The organism is Streptomyces sp. NPDC022552 (genome assembly GCF_055561875.1).
The window spans coordinates 38,840-54,298 of the sequence record NZ_JBVHGJ010000020.1 but is presented as its reverse complement, the minus strand read 5'-3'; the positions used below and the strand labels follow the sequence as shown (position 1 = coordinate 54,298).

Below are 15,459 nucleotides of genomic sequence, written 5' to 3'. Positions count from 1 at the left end.
ATGAGGAGGACCATGGCTACCGCCCCCCGTCCGCGCACCACGACCCGTGACCCCGAGGAGCTGGGCCGCCGCCTCACCGGCTGGCTCGACCACCGTCTCCCGGGCGCCCGGGTCACCCGACTCGCCGTACCCGGCTCCAACGGCATGTCCAGCGAGACCCTGCTCTTCGACATCGAGCACCCCGAAGCCCCCGTGCGAGGGTGCGCCCTGCGGCTGGCCGCCGACCCCGCCGCGTACACGATCTTCCCGGTCTACGACATGGAGCGGCAGCACCGGGTGATGCGCCTGGTCGGGGAGCACACCGACATCCCCGTTCCGCGCGTCCTGTGGCTGGAGAGCGACCCGGGGCCGCTCGGCGCCCCGTTCTTCGTGATGGCCCGGGCCGAGGGCCGCGTCCCGCCGGACGTCATGCCGTACACGTACGAGGGGAACTGGCTGCACTCCGCCACCGACGCCGAACGGGCCCGGCTGGAGGCCGAATCCGTCTCCGTACTGGCCCGGCTGCACGACCAATTCCCGGCCAAGAAGGCCGAGTTCCTCCTCCCCGAGGGCGAGGGCAGCCCACTGCGGCGCCATGTCGACGCCCAACGCGCCTACTACGCCTGGGTCGTGAAGGGGCTCGCACCGTCCCCGCTCATCGAGTCGGCCTTCGACTGGCTGGACGCGCACTGGCCCGCCGACGAGGGCCCCGCCGTCCTGAACTGGGGCGACGCACGCATCGGGAACATCGTCTACGACGGATTCGAGCCCGCGGCGGTCCTCGACTGGGAGATGGCCGGCTACGCCCCGCGCGAGGTCGACCTCGGCTGGACCGTCTACCTGCACCGCTTCTTCCAGGACCTGACGGTCGGCTTCGGCCAGCCGGGGCTGCCCGGATTCCTCCGCCGCGAAGCGGTTGAACGCCGCTACGCCGCCCTCACCGGACACATACCACGCGACATGGAGTTCCACACCCTCTACGCGGCGCTGCGGCACGCGATCGTGATGCTCAGGGTCGCGTACCGCCAGGCGCACTTCGGAGAGGTGCAGGTGCCGGACAATCCGGACAGCCTGATCCTGCACCACGCCACGCTCGCGGCGATGTTGCGGGGAAGCTACTGGTAGGCGTCGTTACGCCGCGCGCCGCATCTGCGGCACCTTGATCGGACGCGAGCCCGGACCGCCGACGTGCGAGAAGGGCTGCGTCCGCCAGTCGAGGCCCTGAGGCAGCGTCAGCAGGAGCGCGGTGTCCTGCTCCTGGACCTCCAGCGTCTCGTCGGCGGGGCGCGCGTCCGACGCGGCCCGGCCGGTGCCGGGGCAGACCGTCAGCACGAACGGGTTCCAGGGCGTCGGGCACAGCGCGTGCTCCGGCAGTACGTCCTCGTCCGCGAGCAGCGCGATCGGCTGGACACAGTCCGGGCAGATCACCCGGTACATCTCGAAGGTGTCGTAGGCGTCGAGCTCGTCGGTCGTCTCGACCGAATCAACAGGCTCCTGCATGGTGAATCTCCCCCTCGGGTGGGTCGACCGAAGTACGTATGGCCTCGACCACAGCAAGCAATTCCCATACGGCCACCCGCATAACCGTGAGGTCTCGATCGAGCTGCCCACAAACCTGTGGCGTTCGTCACATGCCCCTCGCAGGTGCCTCGCGGATGCCCATAGACGTCTATAGCGACAGGGCCCCCGGCTGTGCCGATGGCCTCCCCGGGCAATAGGTTGACCGCATGGAGGAGCTGGATCGTCAGATCGTCGAGTTGCTCGTCAGGGACGGGCGCATGAGCTACACCGACCTGGGCAAGGCCACCGGCCTGTCCACCTCGGCCGTACATCAGCGCGTCCGCCGTCTGGAGCAGCGTGGGGTCATCCGCGGCTACGCCGCCGTCGTCGACCCGGAGGCCGTCGGGCTGCCGCTGACCGCCTTCATCTCGGTCAAACCCTTCGACCCCAGCGCGCCGGACGACACCCCGGACCGGCTCGCGGACATCCCGGAGATCGAGGCCTGCCACAGCGTCGCCGGCGACGAGAACTACATCCTCAAGGTGCGCGTCGCGACCCCGCTGGAGCTGGAGCACCTGCTCACCCGCATCCGTACCCAGGCGGGAGTCTCCAGCCGCACCACGGTCGTCCTGTCTACCCCGTACGAAGCCAGGCCGCCGCGCATCTAGGCGCTCCGGCGGATCGCCGCGGGCCCGGGGTCCATCCGGGTGCCGCCGCGCATCTAGCCTGGTCACCATGAGCGAGACCCGTATCGACAGCGAGCACCGCACCGTCCTGCTGCGCGGTGGAGAAGTCCACAGCCCCGCCGACCCCTTCGCCACCGCCATGGTGGTCGAACGGGGACATGTCGCCTGGGTGGGCTCCGAGGGGGCGGCCGACGCCTTCGCCTCCGGCGTGGACGAGGTCGTCGACCTCGAAGGCGCGCTCGTCACCCCCGCGTTCGTCGACGCCCATGTGCACACCACGGCGACCGGTCTCGCGCTGACCGGCCTCGACCTGTCCTCCGCGGCCTCGCTCGCCGAGGCGGCGGAGCTGATCCGCGGATACGCCGCCGCCCGCCCCGCCGACCGGATCCTCATCGGACACGGCTGGGACGCGGCCCGCTGGCCCGAGCGCCGGGCTCCGCGCCGCGACGAACTGGACGAACTGACCGGCGGCCGCCCGCTCTACCTCACGCGGATCGACGTCCACTCGGCCGTCGTCACCACGGCTCTGCTCGATCTCGTCCCCGGCATCCGCGAACTCACCGGCTTCCGCGACGGCGAACCGCTGACCGCCGACGCCCACCACGCCGTCCGCGCCGCCGCCTACGCGGCCCTCTCGCCCGAGCAGCGCACCGAGGCCCAGCGTGCGGCCCGCCGGCACGCCGCCTCACTCGGCATCGGCACCCTGCACGAGTGCGGCGGACCGGAGATCTCCTCCGAGGACGACTTCACCGGCCTGCTCGACCTCGCCCGCGCGGAGGCCGGCCCGCGCGTCGTCGGCTACTGGGCCGACCTCGACGTCGAGCGGGCCCGCGCCCTCGGCGCCGTCGGCGCGGCCGGCGACCTGTTCGCCGACGGCTCGCTCGGCTCCCACACGGCCTGCCTGCACGACCCGTACGCGGACGCCGCCCACACCGGCGTCTCCCACCTCGACGCGGCCACCGTCGCCGCCCATGTCGTCGCCGCCACCGAGGCCGGCCTCCAGGCCGGTTTCCACGCCATCGGCGACGCGGCCGTCACGGCCGTGGTGGAGGGCGTCCAGGCCGCCTCGGAGAAGCTCGGCCTCGCCCGGATCCGCGCCGCGCGCCACCGTGTCGAGCACGCCGAGATGCTCACCCCCGAGACGATCGCCGCCTTCGCCGAACTCGGACTGACCGCCTCCGTCCAGCCGGCCTTCGACGCGGCCTGGGGCGGTGAGGACGGCATGTACACCGACCGCCTCGGTGCCGAACGCGCCCGCACCCTCAACCCGTACGCCGCCCTGCTCCGGGCCGGCGTGCCGCTGGCCTTCGGCTCGGACAGCCCGGTCACCCCGCTGGACCCCTGGGGCACCGTCCGCGCCGCCGCCTTCCACCGCACCCCCGAGCACCGGATCTCCGTCCGCGCCGCCTTCACCGCCCACACGCGGGGCGGCTGGCGTGCCGTCGGGCGGGACGACGCCGGCACGCTCGTCCCCGGCGCCCCGGCCGACTACGCGATCTGGCGCGCCGAGGAGCTCGTGGTCCAGGCCCCGGACGACCGGGTGGCCCGCTGGTCGACCGATCCCCGCTCCGGAACGCCCGGTCTGCCCGATCTGACCCCCGGTGGTGACCTTCCCCTCTGCCTGCGCACGGTGGTGTTCGGACAAACGGTCTTCGACCGGCTGAACGGGTGACGTCGGGACATTTCGTACCGCCGATCGATGATCAACCGGCTCGTCGACGACCTGCGGATCTTCCCCACTGACCTGGCAGTATCGGTCATCTCCGCAGGTCAAACGGGTGTTGACAGCGAGCCGCCAGGGGCGGGTAGGTTCTCCCGCGTCCACCACAGGACGTCCGACCGGTTCCAAACCTCAGGTTCCGCGCCCGCGCCTCGGGGGCGAGGGAAGGTTTTTCCCGGCGGAGGGTGCGACCCGGGTGGGGCCCGGACGTTCAGTAGACAACGGCTCTCGGTCGACCCGCAGCCAGCGGGTTCCAGGTCGGCCCGAAGGGCGCCGGGCCCCGATCCGCACGCGACGCGTGCCGTCCTGCGCGACGCCCCGCCCACAATCAGCCCCGCCGCGACGGAGTCGCGCGCGGGGATCGCTATGGTGGGGGTTCGCGTATGTATCCGAAGGGGCAGCAGTGAACGACGGTGGCCAGAGGCGTTACGGCCCGCTCGGCAGAGCCTTGGTGATCATTCCGACCTACAACGAGGCGGAGAACATCAAGCCGATCGTCTCGCGCGTACGGGCGGCCGTACCGGAGGCGCACATCCTCGTCGCCGACGACAACAGCCCCGACGGCACGGGCAAGTTCGCCGACGAGATCTCCGCCGAGGACGACCATGTCCACGTCCTGCACCGCAAGGGCAAGGAGGGGCTCGGCGCCGCGTACCTCGCCGGCTTCCGCTGGGGCATCGAGCACGGCTACGGCGTCCTGGTCGAGATGGACGCCGACGGCTCGCACCAGCCCGAGGAGCTGCCCCGGCTGCTGACCGCGCTCAAGGGCGCCGACCTCGTGCTCGGCTCCCGCTGGGTCCCCGGCGGCCGCATCGTGAACTGGCCCAAGTCCCGCGAGTTCATCTCCCGCGGCGGCAGCCTCTACTCGCGCGTCATGCTCGACGTCCCGATCCGCGACGTCACCGGCGGCTACCGGGCCTTCCGCAAGGAGACCCTGGAAGGCCTGGGCCTGGAGGACGTGGCCTCGGCCGGCTACTGCTTCCAGGTCGACCTGGCCCGCCGCGCCGTCGCCGCCGGCTTCCATGTCGTCGAGGTGCCGATCACCTTCGTGGAGCGCGAGATCGGCGACTCGAAGATGAGCCGCAACATCGTCGTCGAGGCCCTGTGGCGGGTCACCGGCTGGGGTCTGACGGCCCGTGCGAACAAGGTCGGCAAGCTGCTCGGCCGTAGGTCCGCGGGCTGACGGCCGCCGGTCGGGGCTGATCCCTCCTTTACGACGTTCCTGCGAGGGGCCAGGCACACTGGGGGACATGACGACCGGCGCCACGCCTCCTCTCGCCCCGAAGCGCTCACGCGCGCGTACGTTTCTCCCGCTGGCACTCGCCGCCTGGCTGGTCCTCGAGATCTGGCTGCTCACGGTGGTGGCGAACGCCGCCGGCGGGCTCACGGTCTTCGGTCTGCTGCTCGGCGGAGCCGTTCTCGGCGCCGTGGTGATCAAGCGGGCCGGCCGCCGTGCCTTCAAGAACCTCACCGAGACCTTCCAGCAGGCCCAGGCGGCGGCGCAGCACGGCGTCCCGCCGACCGGCACCGAGCGGGTCGGCGCGGGCGACCGCAACGGCTTCCTGATGCTCGGCGGCCTGCTCCTGATGATTCCCGGCCTGATCTCCGACGTGGCCGGACTGCTGCTGCTCGTGCCGCCGGTCCGCTCCCTCCTCGGCAGGTACGCCGACAAGGTCGCCGAGCGCAGGATGAGCGCCGCTCCTCCGGGCAGCCTCCAGGACGCCTTCCAGCAGGCCCGGATTCACCGGCCCGACGGAAAGGTCGTGCAGGGTGAGGTCATCCGCGACGACGCCCCTCAGGGCCCGCAGCGGGTCCACGAGCCCCGTCCGCCGCTGACCCCGTAACCACCGCACCCCGAGCGGACGGGGGCCCCGGAGCCTCGGCCCGGGGCCCGAAAAGCTGCCCGGCGCGCATGGCTGCCCGGCGCGCAAGGCTGCCCCCGCCCTTCCTGGAGAGGCGAGCGCGCCTTCCCGGAGGGACGACAACGCCGTGGGGCCCGGTACACACAAGGTGTACCGGGCCCCACGGCGTTGCTCAGGCCGTGCCGTCCGTCAGGCGGACTTGCGGCTGTCGCGCGGATGTACGGCGATGTTCATGGCGCCGGAACGAAGGACCGCCAGCCTCTCGGCCAGGACCTCCTCCAGCTCCTCGCGGGTGCGCCGCTCCATGAGCATGTCCCAGTGCGTACGCGCCGGCTTGCCCTTCTTCTCCTCGGGGCCGTCCCCGTCCACCAGGAGTGCCTGGCTGCCGCAGACCTTGCACTCCCACTCCGGCGGAATTTCCGCTTCCACCGAGAAGGGCATCTCAAAACGATGGCCCTTCTCGCATGCGTACTCCACGGCCTGGCGCGGGGCCAGATCGATGCCGCGGTCGGTCTCGTAGCTGGTCACCACGAGGCGCGTGCCGCGAAGAGCTCGCTCACTCATGAATCGTGCCTCCCGGGCTTGTCGCCCACAGGACAGGTGTCGCTGTCGTCGTCATCCGGTCAACGTCCGGTCGGCGGTAAAGATTCCCGTTCCGGGTCATGCGTCGCCCGTCGTGCCGCCCCTTGTTCTACCCACCAGTGCCCGGTTTGTCACATCTGACAGCAGATGTCACCCAGCGTCTTCACCAAAGCAGCACGCAGTAACGGTCCGCCTGGCAGGCCAAAGGCGTACACTACCGGCCTTTCACTGCCGCGTCTAAATCCGCTCCGGAACCGGGTTGCCCGCGGCGGCCACGGCACGTCGTACCGGTACCCGCGCGAGCAGGAGAAAACCGGCCGCGAAGAAGATCACCAGAGAGATGATGGCATCCCGATAGCTCCCGGTCAGCTGATACGCGAGTCCGAACACCAATGGGCCCAGCCAGCTCAGGCCCCGGTCGCTCATCTCGTAGGCCGAGAAGTACTCCGCCTCCTTGCCGCGCGGGACGAGATGTGAGAACAGCGACCGCGACAGCGCCTGGCTCCCGCCGAGCACCAGACCGATCGCCGCCGCCAGACAGAAGAACGCCACCGGCGCGCCGGCCGGCAGGAAGTACCCCGCGCCCAGGATCAGCGTCCAGATCGCCAGCGATCCCAGGATCGTGCGCTTGGCGCCGTACGAACGCGCGAGCCGTCCCATGCCGAGGGCGCCCGCGACCGCGAGCACCTGTACCAGCAGGACCGCGGTGATCAGCGTCGTCTGGTCGAGCCCCAGTTCCTTGGAGCCGTAGATCGACGCCTGGGAGATCACGGTCTGCACCCCGTCGTTGTAGACGAGGTACGCCAGCAGGAACGACAGCGTCAGCGGATACCGGCGCATGTCCCTCAGCGTCGCCACCAGCTGCCGCCAGCCGCCGCCGACCGTCCCCTCGCCCTGCGGCTGGACGTGCCGGTCGCGCAGCCGCCGCAGCGGTACGAGGGTGAACGCGCCCCACCACAGTCCGGCCGAGGCCAGACAGATCCGCACCGCCGTCCCCTCGGAGAGCCCGAAGGACTCGTGCCCCGAGTACAGGACGAGATTGAGCACGAGGACCAGCGCCCCCGAGGTGTAGCCGAACGCCCAGCCGCGTGAGGAGACCGTGTCCCGCTCGTCCGGCTCGGCTATCTGCGGCAGATAGGCGTTGTACAGCACCATCGAGACCGCCAGCGAGGCGTTCGCCACGATGAGCAGGAACGCGCCCAGCAGATAGCGGTCGCCGCTCAGGAAGAACATGCCCCCGGTGGCCGCGGCGCCCGTGTACGCGGCGGCTGCGAGCAGCGGCTTCTTGCGGCCCGTACGGTCCGCCACGGCACCCACCAGCGGCATCACCACGACCGCCAGCAGGATCGAGGCCGAGACGGCGTACGCGAACAGCGAGCCGGCCCGCACCGGAATGCCCAGCGGGTGGACGAAGCCGTCCCCGTCCGCGGCCGCCTCGGCGACCGCCGTCAGATAGGGGCCGAGGAAGACCGTGACCACGCTCGTCGAGTACACCGAGCAGGCGAAGTCGTAGAAGTACCAGCCGCGCTGCTCGCGTCTGCGTTCGGCCGGATCGGCGGCGGGCCGCTCCGGCTCGGTGATGTCGGCAGTCAAGACCGCGGCCCCCTCGTTCGTCCCCGTGGCGGAGCGCGCGCTCAGACCCACACGCCCCGGTCGGTCAGCACTGCGCGCAGCGTCTCCAGATGATCGGTCATGATGCCATCCACCCCCAGGTCGAGGAGAGAGTTCATCCGCTCCGGATCGTTGACCGTCCACACATGGACCTGGAGCCCCCGGGCGTGGGCCTCGCGGACGAAACGGCGGTCCACGACCACGATGCCGCCCTGACGCTCCGGGACCTGCGCGGCGACCGCGCCCGCGCGCAGAGCCGCCGGGATGCCGAGGGAGCGCAGCCGCAGGGCGGCCACGCCCTTGACGCCGTACGAGGTCGCGAGCTGCGGTCCCGCCAGGCGCTGCGCCCGGGCCACCCGGCTCTCGGTGAAGGAGCCGACGCAGATCCGGTCCCACGCCTTGGTCCTGCGGATCAGGTCGACCAGCGGAACCAGGGAGGACTCGGCCTTGAGGTCCACGTTCCAGCGGGCCTCTGGGAACTCCTCCAGCAGCTCCTCGAAGAGCGGCAGCGGCTCCTTCCCGGCCACGCGCGCCTCGCGGACGGCGGCCCACGGGAGGTCGCGGATCCGCCCGGCGGTGTCCGTCACACGGTCGAGCGTCGAGTCGTGGAACGCGACGAGCGCACCGTCCGCGGTGGTGTGCACATCGGTCTCGAAGTAGCGGTATCCGGCCGCCGCGGCCCGGCGGAAGGCCGCCGCGGTGTTCTCGAGGCCGTCCGCCGTGCCGCCGCGATGGGCGAACGGGATGGGGGACGGGTGGTCCAGGTAGGGGTGGCGTACGCGAGTCACGGCCGCAGTATCGCCTGTTTCGGTGTCCCGGAGGCGACCACGGTGCTGCTCGATTCCTGCTCGGGGACGGCGAAACAGCGCAGGAAGAACTGGGCGAGCGGTCCGATGCTGAGGGCGTAGAGGACCGTACCGACGCCCACCGAGCCGCCGAGCAGGAACCCCGTGGCGACGACGGCGATCTCGATCGCCGTACGGACCAGCCGGATCGAGCGGCCGGTGAGCCGGTGCAGTCCGGTCATCAGCCCGTCGCGCGGCCCCGGGCCGAAGCGGGCGGCGATGTACAGGCCGGTCGCCGCCCCGTTGAGGACGATCCCGAGGACGAGGAGGGCGATCCGCGGAGCGAGCCCCTGGACCTCCGGCACCAGGGCGAGGGTTCCGTCCATGGCCACGCCGATGACGAACACGTTCGACACGGTGCCGAGGCCCGGCTTCTGCCGGATCGGGATCCACAGCAGCAGAACGGCCGCCCCGACGATGATCGAGACGACGCCGATGGTCAGTCCGGTCTTCTCGGCCAGACCCTGGTGGAGGACGCCCCAGGGCTCCAGGCCGAGCCCGCCGCGCACGAGGAGCGCCGAGCTGATCCCGTACAACGCCAGTCCGACGTACAGCTGCGTGAGCCGACGGGGCAGATGGCGACCGGTGAGCCGGCCGCGGAGGCCGGTGGCGATGGACAAGGTGGTGCCCCCTGTGTGGTGGTGGTGGACTGACTCATGACACTCTGTGGCGGGGGATCGGATGCCAACCATGGCCAATTCGAGGAAGGTGGACTGAATTTCATGGCTCAGTGGACCTCGGCCGTCGGGCCGGCTCAGCTCGCCCGGCAGCTTCAGACGCAGCAGCCCCGCCCGGCCGGGCCGGGCACGCGCAAGCCGCCCGCCTACCGCGCGCTGGCCGACGGGATCCGGCTCCTCGTCCTGGAGGGCCGGGTGCCGGTCGCGGCCCGGCTGCCCGCCGAGCGTGAACTCGCGGTGGCGCTGACCGTGAGCCGTACGACGGTGGCGGCCGCCTACGAGGCGCTGCGCGCCGAGGGGTTCCTGGAGTCGCGGCGCGGGGCCGGAAGCTGGACGTCCGTACCGGCCGGGAATCCGCTGCCCGCGCGCGGCCTCGAACCCCTGCCGCCGGAGTCGCTCGGCTCGATGATCGACCTCGGCTGCGCGGCGCTGCCCGCACCCGAGCCGTGGCTCACCCGCAGCGTCCAGGGCGCGCTGGAGGAACTGGCGCCATACGCCCATACGCACGGGGACTACCCGGCGGGGCTGCCCGCGCTGCGGCAGATGCTCGCCGACCGCTACACCGAGCGCGGCATCCCGACCATGCCCGAGCAGATCATGGTCACCACCGGCGCGATGGGCGCGATCGACGCCATCTGCCACCTCTTCGCCGGGCGCGGCGAGCGGATCGCCGTCGAGTCGCCTTCATACGCGAACATCCTCCAGCTCATGCGGGAGGCGGGTGCCCGGCTGGTGCCGGTCGCCATGGCCGAGGGGCTCGCGGGCTGGGACCTGAACCGCTGGCGCCAGGTGCTGCGCGATGCGGCACCCCGCCTCGCGTACGTCGTCGCCGACTTCCACAACCCGACCGGCGCGCTGGCCGACGAGGACCAGCGGCGGCAGCTGGTGGACGCGGCCCGGTCGGCGGGCACGGTGCTCGTCGTCGACGAGACGATGTCCGAGCTGTATCTGGACGACCGTGCGGAGATGCCCCGGCCGGTCTGCGCCTTCGACCCGGCGGGCGCGACCGTGCTCACGGTCGGCTCCGCGAGCAAGGCCTTCTGGGCGGGCATGCGGATCGGCTGGGTCCGGGCCGCCCCCGACGTGATCCGTTCGCTGGTGGCCGCGCGGGCCTACGCGGACCTCGGGACGCCCGTCCTGGAGCAGCTCGGCGTCAACTGGCTGATGCGGACGGGCGGCTGGGAGCAGGCGGTGACCATCCGCCGCACCCAGGCGCGCGAGAACCGTGACGCGCTGGTCGCGGCGGTGCGGGCGCAGCTCCCGGAGTGGGAGTTCGACGTCCCGGCCGGGGGCCTGACGCTCTGGGTCCGCACGGGCGGCCTCTCCGGCTCGCGGATCGCGGAGGTGGGCGAGCGCGTCGGCGTACGGGTCCCGTCGGGGCCGCGCTTCGGTGTCGACGGCGCCTTCGAGGGGTACGTGCGGCTGCCGTTCACCGTGGGCGGCCCGGTCGCCGAGGAGGCGGCCTCCCGCCTCGCGGCGGCGGCCCGCCTGGTGGAGTCGGGCGCGGGCACGGGCAACGAACAGCCGAGGGCGTTCGTGGCGTAGCGCCATACGCGCGTCGGCCACCGTTCCGCTCGGGCGGAACGGTGGCCGCACAGGGCGCGGTGGGGGTCAGCCCTCGGCCGGGACCGGGGCGTGGCGCGGCGGCGGGCCGGGGTCCGGTGCCGGCGAAGGGGCAGGCGCGGGGCCGAGGTCCAGGGCAGGCCCCGGGTCCGGGGCCGAACCGGGAGCCGCCGGGACCGCTGTGGTCGTCGCGTCCTGCCGTTCCGGCAGCAGCGCGAGGACCGCCTGCCGATGCGCCTCGCTCGTCGCGTCGTCGTACGGATCCGGCGTCGCCGGCACCTGGACCCGCAGGACCGGCCCCGTACCGAGGCGGGCGTAGCCGCGGCCCGGGGGGACGGCCGGGATCGGCGTGGTGTGCGGCGCGACACCGAGGACCGACTCGATCTGCTCGGGCGACGCGGGACCGAGGACGACCCGGGCGCGCGTGTGCGTCCGTACCGTCTCGCTCAGCGTGTCCACGCTGTCGAACTGCTCCGCCACCACCACCGTGACCTGCGCGGCCCGTCCGTGCCGCAGCGGCACCTGGAGGAGCTCCTGCGGGTCGCGGCGCCCGTCGGCCGCCGCCAGGTGCCCGAGGATGCTCGGCCGGTCGAGCAGGATCCACAGCGGGCGCCGGGTGTCGTCGGGGGCGGGACGGCCCGCCTGACGGGCCCGGTTCGCCGCGATGAGCCGCCGCTCCGTCTCATGCGCGGCCCACTCCAGGCTCGCCAGTGCGCCCGCGAGGCCGCACTCGACGGCCAGGACGCCCGCGCGGCCGGTCAGACAGGCGTACTCACCGGTGCCGCTGCCCTCGACGATCAGGACGTCGCCGTACGGCAGGGCCTGCAGGGCGATGGAGCGCATCAGCGAGGTCGTGCCGCTGCCGGGCTGGCCGACGGCGAGCAGGTGCGGCTCGGTGGAGCGCGGGCCCGTCCGCCAGATCACGGAGGGCGCGTCCTCCTCCCCGCCGGCGGCGAGGACCGGGACGGTCCGCTGGACGGCGTCGGCGTCGGTGAAGCCGAGGACCGTCTCGCCGGGCACGGTGACGAACCGTTGGGCGGCGATCGTGGTGGGCAGGGCGGGCAGCACGTTCATGACGAGCTGGTTGCCCTCCTCGTCCCAGTCGAAGAGGTACTCGCGGCCGCGCCCCGACTTGGCGTGCAGCAGTTGCTCGATACGGGCACGTGAGGCGGCCTCACCGTCGGTGAAGTACGCCGGGTACTTGATCCGCAGGCGCGTGAGGCGCCCGCTGTCGTCGAAGGCGTGGTCCCCGAAGGCGCCGCTCCAGTCGCCTCCGTGGGCGAAGAGGGGAGCGGGGTCCTCGGGGACCGAGAAGTACGGCACCAGAGCCTCGTAGAGGCCCTTGAGGCGTTCGATCTCCGACTCGTCGGGCCCGGTCTTGACGACCGGGCGCTCACGGCCCGTCCACGCGGCCGCGCCCATCACCGAGACAAGGGCGAGCAGCGGACCGTACGGGACGAGCGCTACGACGAGGACGCAGGCCGCGACCAGGAGCAGCGTGGGACCGCGCCGTTCCTTGGGGGTCGCGGCCCACCTGGCGCGCGCGGTCGCGGCCAGTCTCCGCAGACCACGTGTGATGGTGATCAGCGGATGGAGCACATCGGTGGCGCTGTCGGCGGCCGTGCGCGCGATCTCTCGACTGCGAGCGATCCGGTCGCTGCCGCTGCTCAGAATGCGGGGGAGTGGTCGCCGGGCCACGTCGTACTCCTGGAGTTGTGGAAGGGACTGTCGGGCGTCAGAACTTGATCCCGCCCAAGAGGCTGGCGAGGCTCTGGCCGCCTGCGGTGATGCTCGGGGCGATGGCGGTGCCCGCGAGGTAGAAGCCGAACAGCGCGCTGACGAGGGCGTGGGACGCCTTCATCCCGTCCTTCTTGAAGAACAGGAAGCAGATGATGCCGAGCAGGACCACGCCTGAGATGGACAGGATCATGAGGTGTTCTCCTGGTTGAGGGGACAGTCACCATGAGTCCTTCCAGGTTCACAGCAAGTATCTATGCGATTAAAGGTGCATATGGGTGAATGTCGGGCGATTTCACTTGACTGGCGGATGGAGGGGCCTCGTCCGGGTGGCGAAACGCGCGGAGCGCGCTAGCGCGGGAGGTGCTCGCGTCCCGGATGAGCTGCGGTGATCTTTGCCGTGGACGCCCCGCGTCATGTCGCCGGACGAGCAGTACCCTGTCGATTCACTCGTACGGCGGCGGTTGCCGTGCGCACGTCACAGTTCTGAGGAAAGAAAGGCGGGCACGTCCGATGAGCGAGACCCCGGACCCCGAGGTCATCGAGCTGGCGAGCAAGGTCTTCGACCTGGCGCGCACAGGGGATGCCGCGACGCTGGCCGCCTACCTCGACGCGGGCGTCCCCGCGAACCTCACCAACGACAGGGGCGACTCGCTCCTCATGCTCGCCGCCTACCACGGGCACGCCGACGCGGTCACCGCCCTGCTGGCGCGGGGTGCCGACGGCGACCGCGCCAACGACCGGGGACAGACCCCGCTCGCGGGTGCCGTCTTCAAGGGCGAGGACGCCGTCGTCCGCGCGCTGCTGGCCGGCGGCGCAAATCCGGAAGCGGGGACTCCGTCCGCCGTGGATACTGCTCGGATGTTTGGGAAGGCAGAACTCCTGGAGCTGTTCGGCGCCCGGTGACGCCCCGGTGAAGATCGGGGGCGAGATCCGGATGAACGGGCACTGAACCCCAGGTGAGAGCGGTGTCGTAAATGTGGTCGCGGTGGCGAAATGGCTGGGTCATCATGACGTCGGGCCCGCAACGGGCCACCGACGAGAGGCAGAGGAAGATGGTCAGCACCAAGCGAAGGACGACGGGCGGCTCGACATGTTGCTGCGCGGCCTAGGCGATCACCAGTGCCCCGTAGTTCCGGTCGTGTCGACAGCTTGATGTGAGGCGTCTTCCATGTTCGAACCAGTCATAGCGCCGAGCGGCACCCTGCTCGGCCTGCTGCAGAGGGGCCGCGGCGACGGCACCCTGCACGCGCTCGCCGCCCCCCGTGCCGAGGCCCTCGAGGCCCTGAACCACTGCGTTCTCAGCGACCCCCGCCACGACTGGCAGGTCGAGAACCGGTCCCTCTACTACGCACGGCTCTACCTCGACCTCGACGGCGGGCTCGAGGAGATCGAGGCCCACCTCTTCGGCGCCGAGGACCACTTCGACACCGAGGAGAACCGGACCGGGCTCGCGCTCGCCGTCCTCGGGCACCTCGCCTCCTACGGCCGCCAGGACGCCCTGGTGCTGCTGCGGCGGTACGCCGCGACCGGCACCAACTGGGCGTGGGCCCTCGACGAGCTCGCGCTGCGCGACGACGACGCGGGCCTCCGCTCGCTCGCCCTGCCCGTCCTCGCCCGCTTCCCGGCCGGCCCGGAGGGCGACGCCGAGCTGTCGAGCGCCGTACGGGACGCCTTCGAGCCCCGGCCGTGGCGGCTGTGGGCCGAGGACCGGCGCGAGGCCGTGGGCGCCCGGGTCAGGGCCGCCCAGGAACGCGGCTCCTTCGACCGCTGGCAGCGCCAGATGCGGCCGAGCGGGCCCCGGCCCGGCTGGAGCGTCCAGGCGGTCTTCGACTGGGCCCAGGAGGGTCTGGAGCGCGGCGCCGTGCTGCACGGGCCCGCCGCCCGCTGCCTCACCGCCGTCGCCGGACCCGAGGACCGGCCGCTGATCGTCGAGGCCGCCCGCAGCGGACCCGACGGGGCGCGCTGCGCCGCGCTCCACTACCTCGCCGAATCACGCGATCCCGCCGTCCTCGACCTGATCGAGGCCGCCGCCGGCAGTGACTCCCGTACCGTCGCCGAGGCCGCCGTCGCCGCCTTCGAGCGGATGTGCGGCGAGGCCGCCGTCGACCGAGCCCGCGGCTGGGTCCACCGGCCCGACGCGCTCGGCACCGCCGCCGCGGGCGTCCTCGCCTGCCGGGGCGGGGCCAAGGACGCCGCACTCGTCCTCGGAGCCCTGCGCGAGACCGTCCGGTCCGCGGGACCCGACGCGACCGCCCTCTACACCCTCGTCGACGGCGCCGGGCGCCTCGGCATCGCCTGCGCCGCCCCCGTGCTGCGCCACGTCTACCGAGAGACCGCCTCCTCCCAGCTCCGCGGCCGAACCGCCCGCGCCCTCGCGGCCACCGACCCGACTTTTCCGACGGGCTTCGCCGTCGAATGCCTCTGGGACTGCGAGGAGACCACGCGCGAAGTAGCGGCGCTGCACGCCGAGACCGGCGACGTCCGCGTCGCCGAGCGACTGCGGCGGCTGGCCGTCGACCCGGCCGAGGAGGCCGAGGTCCAGACGGCGGTCCGCAACCGGATAGGGCCCGACCTCCAGGTCTGAGCCCGGCGGCCGTCCTGCGGCTCCTGGCCTCGGCGCCCCCTCGGGGGCGGGCGCCGAGGAGCCGGGCTCGGACGGCCGTGAGCGTTGGGCGACGGCCCCGGCGACCGCTC

The 15,459-nt window shown here is 72.2% G+C and carries 15 protein-coding genes; 8 read left to right on the top strand and 7 right to left on the bottom strand.

The genetic code is table 11. The features are described from left to right. Nucleotides 1-12 precede the first annotated feature (12 nt). Nucleotides 13-1,104 carry a phosphotransferase family protein gene (locus tag ACZ3OF_RS33795; protein ID WP_467308658.1) on the top strand — a complete coding sequence of 364 codons (1,092 nt, stop codon included), beginning with the start codon at nt 13-15 and terminating at the stop codon, nt 1,102-1,104. A 6-nt stretch (nt 1,105-1,110) separates the two neighbouring features. Here ACZ3OF_RS33795 and ACZ3OF_RS33790 read toward each other — a convergent pair whose 3' ends face one another. Further along, entirely contained in the window at nt 1,111-1,479 is a 369-nt protein-coding gene (locus ACZ3OF_RS33790) for a hypothetical protein (protein ID WP_352186610.1), read from the bottom strand. A gap of 227 nt (nt 1,480-1,706) precedes the next feature. Between ACZ3OF_RS33790 and ACZ3OF_RS33785 the strand changes: the two genes are divergently transcribed. The 4 genes from ACZ3OF_RS33785 (at nt 1,707) to fxsA (ending at nt 5,729) form a co-directional block, all read left to right on the top strand. Next, on the top strand, nt 1,707-2,147 hold the full coding sequence (locus ACZ3OF_RS33785) for an Lrp/AsnC family transcriptional regulator (protein ID WP_260231077.1): 441 nt from the start codon (nt 1,707-1,709) through the stop codon (nt 2,145-2,147). 67 nt (nt 2,148-2,214) lie between these two features. Then, nucleotides 2,215-3,837, top strand: coding sequence for an amidohydrolase (locus ACZ3OF_RS33780; protein WP_361678726.1), 1,623 nt, complete (start codon nt 2,215-2,217; stop codon nt 3,835-3,837). Between the two features lie 451 nt (nt 3,838-4,288). Next, a complete protein-coding gene (locus ACZ3OF_RS33775; protein WP_361678729.1) occupies nt 4,289-5,068 on the top strand; it encodes a polyprenol monophosphomannose synthase in 780 nt (259 codons plus the stop codon). 67 nt (nt 5,069-5,135) lie between these two features. Next, complete coding sequence (gene fxsA / locus ACZ3OF_RS33770; protein ID WP_467308654.1) at nt 5,136-5,729, top strand: FxsA family membrane protein; 594 nt, start codon at nt 5,136-5,138, stop codon at nt 5,727-5,729. Between the two features lie 207 nt (nt 5,730-5,936). Here the strand turns inward: fxsA and ACZ3OF_RS33765 are convergent, their stop codons facing one another. The 4 genes from ACZ3OF_RS33765 to yczE all read right to left on the bottom strand — a co-directional run bounded on the left by ACZ3OF_RS33765 (nt 5,937) and on the right by yczE (nt 9,405). Then, a complete protein-coding gene (locus ACZ3OF_RS33765; RefSeq protein WP_026278069.1) occupies nt 5,937-6,311 on the bottom strand; it encodes an RNA polymerase-binding protein RbpA in 375 nt (124 codons plus the stop codon). A 255-nt stretch (nt 6,312-6,566) separates the two neighbouring features. Further along, the gene (locus ACZ3OF_RS33760; protein ID WP_361678734.1) at nt 6,567-7,922 is read right to left on the bottom strand and encodes an MFS transporter; all 1,356 of its coding nucleotides are present in this window, start codon (nt 7,920-7,922) and stop codon (nt 6,567-6,569) included. 41 nt (nt 7,923-7,963) lie between these two features. Further along, nucleotides 7,964-8,728 carry a glycerophosphodiester phosphodiesterase family protein gene (locus ACZ3OF_RS33755; protein ID WP_467308651.1) on the bottom strand — a complete coding sequence of 255 codons (765 nt, stop codon included), beginning with the start codon at nt 8,726-8,728 and terminating at the stop codon, nt 7,964-7,966. Next, nucleotides 8,725-9,405 carry a membrane protein YczE gene (yczE, locus tag ACZ3OF_RS33750; protein ID WP_361678740.1) on the bottom strand — a complete coding sequence of 227 codons (681 nt, stop codon included), beginning with the start codon at nt 9,403-9,405 and terminating at the stop codon, nt 8,725-8,727. The genes ACZ3OF_RS33755 and yczE overlap by 4 nt, the downstream gene beginning before the upstream one ends. A gap of 102 nt (nt 9,406-9,507) precedes the next feature. On the opposite strand from yczE, the gene ACZ3OF_RS33745 reads away from it, so the two are divergent. Next, nucleotides 9,508-11,007, top strand: a complete 1,500-nt coding sequence (locus ACZ3OF_RS33745) for an SCO1417 family PLP biosynthesis transcription factor (protein ID WP_361678743.1) — start codon at nt 9,508-9,510, stop codon at nt 11,005-11,007. A 66-nt stretch (nt 11,008-11,073) separates the two neighbouring features. Here ACZ3OF_RS33745 and ACZ3OF_RS33740 read toward each other — a convergent pair whose 3' ends face one another. Next, nucleotides 11,074-12,723 (bottom strand): hypothetical protein, encoded by a 1,650-nt coding sequence (locus ACZ3OF_RS33740; protein ID WP_467308649.1) that lies wholly within the window; start codon nt 12,721-12,723, stop codon nt 11,074-11,076. Nucleotides 12,724-12,760: 37 nt separating this feature from the next. Further along, nucleotides 12,761-12,955, bottom strand: a complete 195-nt coding sequence (locus ACZ3OF_RS33735; protein WP_046907412.1) for a hypothetical protein — start codon at nt 12,953-12,955, stop codon at nt 12,761-12,763. A gap of 320 nt (nt 12,956-13,275) precedes the next feature. On the opposite strand from ACZ3OF_RS33735, the gene ACZ3OF_RS33730 reads away from it, so the two are divergent. Both ACZ3OF_RS33730 and ACZ3OF_RS33725 read left to right on the top strand, forming a co-directional pair. Continuing rightward, complete coding sequence (locus tag ACZ3OF_RS33730) at nt 13,276-13,668, top strand: ankyrin repeat domain-containing protein (RefSeq protein WP_361678749.1); 393 nt, start codon at nt 13,276-13,278, stop codon at nt 13,666-13,668. A 265-nt stretch (nt 13,669-13,933) separates the two neighbouring features. Next, nucleotides 13,934-15,349: a HEAT repeat domain-containing protein gene (locus tag ACZ3OF_RS33725; RefSeq protein WP_467308646.1), complete on the top strand. Its 1,416-nt coding sequence runs from the start codon at nt 13,934-13,936 to the stop codon at nt 15,347-15,349. The last annotated feature ends 110 nt before the right edge of the window (nt 15,350-15,459 follow it).